The 9,852-nt window shown below is 32.8% G+C and carries 7 protein-coding genes; all 7 read right to left on the reverse strand.

The features are described from left to right. Positions 1–290: 290 nt before the first annotated feature. Complete coding sequence (locus ABYI63_RS02765) at positions 291–2,519, reverse strand: tetratricopeptide repeat protein (protein ID WP_372753193.1); 2,229 nt, start codon at positions 2,517–2,519, stop codon at positions 291–293. A 101-nt stretch (positions 2,520–2,620) separates the two neighbouring features. Then, positions 2,621–5,143, reverse strand: coding sequence for an outer membrane beta-barrel protein (locus tag ABYI63_RS02770; RefSeq protein ID WP_372753195.1), 2,523 nt, complete (start codon positions 5,141–5,143; stop codon positions 2,621–2,623). Between the two features lie 78 nt (positions 5,144–5,221). Beyond that, positions 5,222–6,031, reverse strand: a complete 810-nt coding sequence (locus ABYI63_RS02775; protein WP_372753197.1) for an AraC family transcriptional regulator — start codon at positions 6,029–6,031, stop codon at positions 5,222–5,224. Between the two features lie 207 nt (positions 6,032–6,238). Beyond that, positions 6,239–7,210 (reverse strand): type I phosphomannose isomerase catalytic subunit, encoded by a 972-nt coding sequence (locus tag ABYI63_RS02780; protein WP_372753199.1) that lies wholly within the window; start codon positions 7,208–7,210, stop codon positions 6,239–6,241. A 24-nt stretch (positions 7,211–7,234) separates the two neighbouring features. After that, on the reverse strand, positions 7,235–8,416 hold the full coding sequence (locus ABYI63_RS02785; RefSeq protein ID WP_372753201.1) for a DUF4861 family protein: 1,182 nt from the start codon (positions 8,414–8,416) through the stop codon (positions 7,235–7,237). 1 nt (position 8,417) lies between these two features. Further along, positions 8,418–9,212, reverse strand: a complete 795-nt coding sequence (locus tag ABYI63_RS02790; protein WP_372753203.1) for a gluconate 5-dehydrogenase — start codon at positions 9,210–9,212, stop codon at positions 8,418–8,420. Between the two features lie 169 nt (positions 9,213–9,381). Beyond that, positions 9,382–9,711 carry an L-rhamnose mutarotase gene (locus ABYI63_RS02795; RefSeq protein ID WP_372753205.1) on the reverse strand — a complete coding sequence of 110 codons (330 nt, stop codon included), beginning with the start codon at positions 9,709–9,711 and terminating at the stop codon, positions 9,382–9,384. Positions 9,712–9,852 lie beyond the last annotated feature (141 nt).

A 9,852-nucleotide genomic window follows, 5' to 3' on the forward strand; every position in this document is an offset into this window, starting at 1 on the left:
ATAAAAAACGACACAACTATGACATTTGTCATAAAACAACAGGAAAGTTGTATACGATAATTTGTCGTGATTTTATGAATAATACAAAAAAAAGACATCCATATTGGTTAATCTTAAAAAAAACCACTATTTAACACATAATTAACATATAAAAAAGACTTCACTCACAAGAAGGTATTTCTTATGAAATGAACTGATGTTTTTGACAAAAAAAATCAGAGCAGTAAACTGCTCTGATTTTTTGAAACTTACATTACCTGTAAGTAAAAACTTTTTTATGTAAGCCAATTTTAATTCATCATTTGCAAAAAGGTTTTATACTCTACGTTATTTGGGTACAACTGTATAAGTTTCAGAATTGTATTTTTTGCTTTTGCCTTTTCACCATTATTATAGTAATGATACCCCAAAGCATATAATAAGCTTTCATTGTTGGAATCAATTTTCAAACCATCTGACAGTGTTTTTTCAGCATTCGCGAACTGCTTATCCTTATCGTACAACAAGCTTAAGTTATAATAAACCCTGATATTTTCAGGCATCAAACTTTTAGCCTTTTGCAATTGCTGTATAGCCTCTTTAGTTCTATTTAACTCAGCATATAACAACCCTAGGGAATAATAAACAGGACCATAATCTGGCTCTTGTTCAATTACTTTTTTATAAGTTTGCTCGGTTTTTTTAAAATCTTGATTTCTATAATACAAGTTTGCTAAATTTAACCGCACATTATTATTGATATTATCAATTTTCAAGGCCTTTTCATAACCTTCAATTCCCTTTTGCAAATTACCTTGTTTTAAGTGGTAATTAGCCTGCTTTATTTGTCCGCCAACAAAATCTAAATTCAGATTTAAATAAGTATCAAATTCCTTTTTAACCCGTTTGTAACTATTTTTATAAGATTCAGGTATCTGAAATTCTGTTACGCCACCTAACGCATAAAAGGCTTTAATTCTAACCGTGCGCTTGTTATCATTCAATAAAGGGAAGAAATAATTAATATAATCGGTATTATTTAATTCGCCTAAAGCATCTAAACTTGTACCTCGTACCAATGGAGATTCATCATTTAACAAGGCTAAATATTTGTCAATAAGATTCCTTTCCTGATAATTTGAAAGTGCTCTTACTGCAGAGGCTCTTACAATTTCTGGTTGTTTTTCATCATTAATCAAATCTGATAAGCCTTCATAACCATTTGGATAACCTAAAATTCCTGGTGCTAATTTTTCTGAAAAATGGATAGAATCAGGTTCTCCAAATAACTTTTTAAATTCGGCTGCAGCCCATTTGTCTGTTTTATCTTTATGACAGCCAGTACACGCATTTGGGGTACCATATTTTAAACTTAAATCCGGTCTGGGCACTCTAAAACTATGGTCTCTTCTAAAGTCATTACCCATATAATATTTACCCGTCATATGGCAATTGATGCACATAGCACCATCGGTATCATTCTTATGAAAATGATGACTTGGTGTATTATATTTATCGGGAGCGTGGCATTGTGCACATAACATATTACCATCAAACTTCAATTTTAATGAATGTGAATTGTGGCAATTATTACAGGCCACATTATTCTGATACATTTTACTTTGAACGAACGACCCATACACATAATCTTCATCTAAAATTTGACCGTCTGGATGATAAATAACTTGCTCAATAAGTTGTGGTGAATAATGATCGAGCATGGTACCTTGAAAATTGAAATGCTCGGAAAACTGCTCCCTACGCATGTGGCATCTGGCGCACTGATCCACCAACGTTTTGGGAGGTGTATTTACAGTCATATGCATGGTACCGGAAGCTTTATAGTTAGGGCCTTGGGAGTTAACATCCAAAACGTGTTGCTTTCCTGGTCCGTGGCATGCCTCACAACTCACATTAATAATGGCGTATTTTGTATCGTACGAATCAGTTTTTTCATCGTAATTTTTTCTCACATTCGTTGAATGGCAGTCAGAACACATCGTATTCCACTTCAATCCACCTCTAGACCAATGTAACCATTCTGAATGTACAACCTTAAAATCAGGATATAAATCAAACCATTTATTTTTTTCTGTATCCCATGCTGTTCTTAAACATTGATAATGGCCGTTTGGAAACTGTACTATATATTGTTGAAGTGGGGTTATTCCGAAGGTGTAAATTACTTTATATTCATGATATTCACCATCAGGCCCTTCTGTATTCACATAAAAATCGTCGCCCTTTTTATAAAAACGAGATGTTACACCCTGACTCTTAAAAGTTGTGTTATTAAAATCAGCTAGAACAGATGAGCTAGTTGCCTCTTCCATGGCCTTGTCATGATGCGACCCTTGCCATTCTTTAAACTCTTGCTGATGACACTCCTTACATTTTTGGTCTCCTAAAAAGTGGCTATCGGGAATTAAATCTGCCGAAATGATAGCATTCTCATTGGTAATATCTTCATACTTCGTTTCATTTTTACAAGAAAAAAGTACGACAGCAATAACTAAAAACAGATTTATTTTATGGATCATCAGGGCGTATTCATATTAGGTATTCTCAAAAACCAGCATTCGTATTTATATTAAACTTTTTCAACTATTTGCTGATAACACAAAAATATTAAAATTGAATTTTAAAACTCACGTTTACCGAACTCACTTTCAATAAATTTCGATTTATTTTTCACTTTATTGAAGGTATAGGTTAAGTTTAATGTAACCATATCTACTTCATACACATAATTAGTATAGGTGTAAAACTCGTTAGTTCTAGAGGTTGCTATACTTTGTTCGTTACTATCAAGCAATCCCATATCAATATTTTGCCATTGTAAGATTGCTGTTAATTGATTATCTAAAAACGATTTTTTCAACGTTAAGTTAGGAGAATAAAACCTGGAATCCTGACCTTGGGCTGTATTCGATTCTGATAAATAATTAAAAGAAAATTGAGCTGTTGCATTTTTCCAAAACGAATATGTGGAATTAATATTAAATGAATAGATAGTATTGTTACTACTAACTTCATAGGTTTTTTCGCTACCATCTCGATGTCTGAAAACAAATTCACCATCGATATTGTAATTATAAATATTAGCACCAATAAAGTTGCTCCATTTATCCTGAACTTTAAACTGGGTTCCTAATTCTAAACCAACAGCTTTACTTTTCCCAACATTGGAATAAACCCGGTTTAAAATACTATCAATTACAACGCCATTCGTTTCGTAAGCCAAAGTATTTACACGGTTAATCACATTATTTACATGCCTGTAATACGCCGTTGCGTAGGCTGAACTTTTTGAATTAAAATCTTTAGTTATACCCAGTTCTACTAAATCTATAAACTCTGGCAACAGGCGGTTATCCCCTTGTTCAAAAGTTTCCGAATGTTCACGTTCTGCGAAACTATTCATCTTAAGGGTTGTTGTACGTTCTACACGCTTGCTATAAGCTGCTTTTATTTTAGTTTCTTCATTTACTGCATATTGCAAAGATGCTGATGGAAATAATTTTACAAAATCGTAATTATACTCATTTTCAGTAGCCTCACTTACCAGTGCCTCTGTATAGGTTCTATCCATAGATTCTAAACGAAGTCCTGCAGCATAGTCCCATTTAGCTTTTGCACCTGTTAATTGTGCATATGCAGAATGAATGGTTCTTTTTAAGTTTATATTACTTGAGAATTCGGGTACAATAATAAAATCTCCGCCATCATCAGCTCGTTCGTAAACAAATTTACCTTCATGATCTATATTTCTAAATTGATATCCAGTTTCAATAGCTCCAAATGAAAGCGGTTTCCATTTATAATCTAAATTAAAACGTACGCCATGTAAGGGATTGTCATTGGTGTTGTATTCAGCTTGATAAATGGTATTATATGCCGGAGTATCTACGTTGTCATTATACGTTGGTCCTCCTAAAAAGGTGTATTCATATAAAAATGAGGTAGCTAGTTTGGATTTATCATTAAAGGTATGTGCGTAATCAAAACTACCTAAAACAAAATCGCCCTTACGTGTTCTTAAGTTGTGGTTGTAATATGAAAATGTATAAAGTCGGTTATTACTATCAATTGGAGACACTGCATGATTATCAAAATACGTGATATCGGCTAATCTATCTACAGTATGTTTACCTGCAAAGAATCCAACCGAAAACTCATCACTTTCACTTGGGGTAAAATCTACAGTAAAACGCCCGTTATAATTTACATCATCAAAACTGCGTTCTCCATCCGATGGTGAGAATGTTTGCTTACCTTCGTCAATATTATTAATCCATAATTCACCTTCTCGTCTACCTGTTTTATCGTTACGTTGGTAACTGGTTCCAAAGGACAAATTCCATTTATCTGTTTTTGTATTAATTGTAGCATCGGCTCCGTAACGCTGAGCTGCCACTTGTGTATCATAAGGCTCTATAGAAGGAAACCCACCTCGAATGCTTACTTGAGCAAATGTACCATTAGTGGCACCTTTTTTCGTAATGATATTTAGAATACCTCCTTTTCCTTCTGGGTCGTATTTAGCTGAGGGTGCTGTAATAATTTCTACTTTTTCTAAGGCATTGGCGGGTAACTGGGCTAATATAGCACTGGCATCCCCTTGGGTTGGTTTTCCGTTTATTAAAATAGCAAATCCTTTGCTCCCTCTAACACTAATATCTCCCAATCCATCAACAGTTACGGATGGTAAATTTTTTATCACATCGGTAGCATTTCCACCTTGGCTACTTTGAAAATTCTTTGAATCGAAAACCTGTCTATCTATTTTATTAATCATAGTGGAACGCTCTGCTGTGATTTCGACTTCGTTTAACTGATTTCCCAAAACCAAATTGATGATACCTAAATCCACTCTTCTGTTGGCTTTCGAAACAACAATATTATTAATAATTTTTGTGGTGTACCCCACAAAGGAGGCCTCTAAGTAATAACGCCCATTTTTTATATTTTCTATTATAAAGACACCATCTATATTGGTTACAACACCTGTAACTAACGATTTGTCTGCTTGGTTGTACAATGCAGCCGTGGCATATTCCAATGGATAATTATCACTGGTATCTTGTATTTTTCCTGTAATTTGGGCAAAAGTAAATTGGGTAATAAGTAATAAAAAAATTACCAAAAGTTTCATAAGCTTCATAGTTATTAATACTTTAATTATTTGTTCTTTGCAAATATATTTTTTGCAAAGTGCATTTACATGGTCTTTTTGAAAAGCCTACGGTATATTTTGTTCTTTTCTAAATTGTAATGGTGTTTTTCCAGTATGGCGCTTGAAATATTTCACAAAGTGTGAAACATCTTTAAAATCCAATTGATATCCTATTTCACTCATTGTTTTATTAGTGTACATTAAAAACCGCTTTGCCTCTTTAATTATTTCAATAGCTATAATTTCGGAAGCTGTTTTATCATATTGCTTTCTACATAATTGATTTAAGTTTTGAGATGTTAAATTTAGATTTTTAGCATAAAAAGCAACATCATTTTTGGGGTTTTCAATTAATAGACTCATAAAATCTGTCATTTTATCTACACTTTCATTGGTTACCTCTGTATAAGAAGAACCTATAATTTTTTCCAACAATGCTTTTAAAACACCTTCAACAAACTCTATTTGAGGCACATGCTGCTTCAATTCAACACATAACGCTTTAAACAAGGGCTTTAAAGAAGTGTCGGACAACTTCACTTTTTGAATAGTTCTTAACTTATTCAATTGAATGTTAATATGTTTATCTAATGTCTTATCAAGAAAAGATTCTTTGATAATGATTACAAAACCTTTAGGTACAGTAGTAATTTCCCAATTATGTACTTCTTCTTTTTTAACCACAAAGACCATAGGAGGTTCAATAATATAGCTTATTGAATCTAAATGATGATATCCCTCTCCCTTAGAAAAATAAACGAGCTCTAAATACTTATTATGTCTGTGAGGTTTTGTATATCTTTTATTAACATCAAAAGGTTCTACTTTAATATCAAAAACAGGAGAAATCTTATCGTACACCTTAATAGTATTCATGCAATATTAATTTTCATATAATAAACCTTTCGGAACTTCTTGATTCCTAAGACAAATGTATTTTAATTAAATTTTAAACGCAGTTACTTCTAAAATATCCATAAAAAAACCATCAACAGAAACTTCTTGTTGTGGTTTTTTTTATGAATTACAGTGATTTTATATACGCCTAAAAATTCTATTCCTATATTTTCTAGAAACTAAAAATTAATAGTAAACTTCTAGTATATCTGCATTGTCTGCTTTTAACTCAATATTGTTAAGCGCAGCCGGTAAAAATATGGTTTCTCCTTTTGAAACTTTATAGGTTTTATGGTTACAAACAATTTCCAATGCTCCTTCAACACAAATATAAATTACAAAAGAATCCAACTTGGAATAGTCTTTTTTTAATTCTCCTTTAATATTAATAATATTGGTTTTAAAATAAGGAGAATGCACCAAAGTATTGGTTTCGTTTTCAGCAATATTATAATTTGTTTTGTAGTTAGAATCAAAACTATAATCAATCACATCTACTGCTAAATCTGTATGTAATTCTCTAGTTTTCCCCGTTGTAGCATCCACCCGTTCGTAATCATAAATACGATAAGTAATATCGGATGTTTGTTGAATTTCAGCCAACATAACACCCGCACCAATGGCGTGTATTCTACCCGTAGGAATATAATAGGTGTCTCCCTTTGAAACCTTGTCGTTGTTTAAAATATCTAATATTTTTCCAGAATTTAAAGCATCTACATATGATGTTTTATCAACTGCTTGATTGAAACCTACAATTAATTCAGCATCTTTTTCAGCCTCCATAACATACCACATTTCATTTTTCCCGAATGAATTATGACGTTCTTTAGCTATTTCGTTACTAGGATGAACTTGAATTGACAAAGGTGTTTCAGCATCAATAAATTTGATAAGTAATGGAAATTCATCACCAAAAGTTTTATAAACATGAGCACCTACAACAGCTTCCTTATAGCTTTTAATTAAATCACCTAAGGTTTTTCCAGCCAAATCGCCTTCACCTACAACAGTTTCATCGCCTTTTACATCTGAAATTTCCCAAGACTCACCTACATGTTCTTGATCGTATTCTTTATTTAAAACTGTTTTTAATTTATTACCACCCCAAATTCTATATTTAAAAATAGGTGTAAATTTAATTGGGTATAATTCCATATTGCTTAATTTCTATTTGAATGATTAATTAAAAGTGACTTCTAAAGGGTTATTAATTTTAAGTCTAACTTCGTTTAAATATTTTTCCCAAGATTCTTTCGTTGGGTACTGCCCAGACTCTTTCCAAGCAAAACCTGCATAATAAACTACTTTATTATCATGGACTTTAAGGTGAGCATACAAATTACTTTCGTCTTTTTTATTGGTTACGTAGTTTTCATATCCAATCATGGTTTCATAAGTTGATACAATACCTGTTCCTAATTCCGATCCTTCATGTGGTTCCCAATAAGAAACCCAACCTCCATCAACGTTTTCAGTTATAACACCTTCGTTTTTATGAAGTGTTAAACCAACTGAAACTACATCAGTTCCTGTGATATCAATTTCAAATTTCGACAAATTATTTCCATAATCTAATGAAATATGCTTTTCTTCTGAAATCATGTTTCCATCAGCATCCCAATCGGCATACGATAACACAAAACTTGTTCTAATTGGTCCCGTTGTAATGGTTTTCCAAGAAGTGAAATTCTTTGAAAAATAATAGATGGAATCTTTTTTCACAGCTGTTCCGCCTACACCCCTGCTAGATCCAACATGGAAATTATCCAATCCTTCCCCATGATCTATATGATATGCTCCTGGATTTTTATCATTTTTAGCATACCATTTGTTAATGATTGGATAATCTACTTTTTTTAACCAAGCATCAATACCACTAGAAAGTGTCCCCCCTGGTACGGAGTCTTCAATCATTTTTTGCGCTGTCGGGCCGTAAGTTCTGAAGGCTACTTTATCGTTTTCCCAAGCGTAATCATCTGTTCGTTCTGGCACAAAGCGAGAATAGCAATATTCTGTAGTTTCTTGTCTTTCATTAGGCTCAACTAATACAAGTTCATATTGCTTTTCTGATTTTGGTTCTACTTTTGGCTGAAACAATAACATATCTGTAACGCCATCACCATCTTCATCTACAAATTGAGAAACTACTAAAGTTTGTGTATCTACATCTCGCACGGCTAAATGCTCAAAATTTTGGTCTTTATCTAATTGTAAATCTGTTTTAAAAATTTCTATCGTTTCGAAAGATCTAGTAATTTCTAAATTATTCTTTACAGTTATAATTTTATTTTTCTTTTGACTGCCGCAGTTATAAAATAAAACAAACGTCAATAGACATAGATAATAAATACTTTTTTTCATATTAATTTTCATTTGAAGGTTTTCCTATGGTTGCTAAAATTCCACCATCAACATATACCACATGCCCATTTACAAAATCACTGGCTTTAGAGCTTAAAAAAATGGCAGCTCCAGCCAAATCGTCTGGGTCTCCCCATTTCGCTGCTGGTGTTCTATTAATTATAAAATCATTAAATGGGTGACCATCTGTACGAATAGGAGCTGTTTGTGTTGTAGCAAAATACCCCGGACCAATACCATTTACTTGAATGTTGTATCTGGCCCATTCTGTAGCCATATTTTTTGTAAGCATTTTAAGTCCGCCCTTTGCCGCTGCATAAGCCCCAACTTTAGAACGTCCTAACTCACTCATCATCGAACAGATATTAATTATTTTTCCGTGTTGCCTCTTCACCATATGCTTAACAACGTGTTTGGACACTATAAACGGACTCACTAAATCTAAATTTATAACTTCCGTAAAATCGGACACCTCCATTTCCAGTAGTGGTGTACGTTTAATAATTCCTGCGTTGTTAATTAAAATATCAATTGGTCCAACTTCTTTCTCTATTTTGGCAATTGCTTCTATTACGGCTTCTTCGTTGGCTACATTAAACTTATACCCTACTGCATTTATTCCATTTGCTTTATGTTCAGCAACTGCTTTATCTATTTTTTCTTGAGAGGAGTTTCCGTTTACTATAATAGTTGCTCCTGCCATCCCTAAACCTTTGGCCATTGCCATACCCAAACCATGAGTACTACCGGTTACTAAGGCTATTTTACCACTTAAATCGAATAAATTTACACTCATTTTGTTATCGTTAATTAGTTGTATTTCTGTAAAAATAGCAAAATTATTTATTTCACCATTTTCATACAAAGTTAAAAACAAAAGGTATTAAACCTCTCTTTGATTGTATAAGTTCTAATAACTATTTACAAACTAAATGCTTACTGTTTTCTTTTGTTATCGATTGCGTTTATAATTTAAAAACACGCTCCATGAGCTGCCACTTTTCTCCCGGCTTAGAGCCTGGTAATGCCTGTTGATATTTCCACATTAGGGTTTCCCATTTTTGAACCGTTTCGTTTTTTGAATCCATTTCAGATTTTTTTTCTAATGAAAAGTTGTCGTCTCCTTCAACAATCATAAAAAGTCTGTTTTGAACCAAATAGATTTCTGCATCAACGATTCCGGCGTCCTTAATACTATCTATTATTTCTGGCCATACATTCTCATGGTATTTTTTATATTCCTCAATTAGTTTAGCATCATCAACCAAGTCTAAAGCAAAACAATATTTTTTCATAAATAATCCTTCATTAATAAAGCAGCGCCTAAAGCACTTTCGTTTTTACAGTCTGATATTTTGATGGCAATATTGGGTTTTAATAGTTTTAAAAACTCGATAAAAACCTCATTTTTATTAAATCCTCCCGAGATATAAACA

The organism is Mariniflexile sp., from assembly GCF_041583155.1.
In the GTDB taxonomy this organism is placed as follows: Bacteria; Bacteroidota; Bacteroidia; order Flavobacteriales; family Flavobacteriaceae; genus Mariniflexile.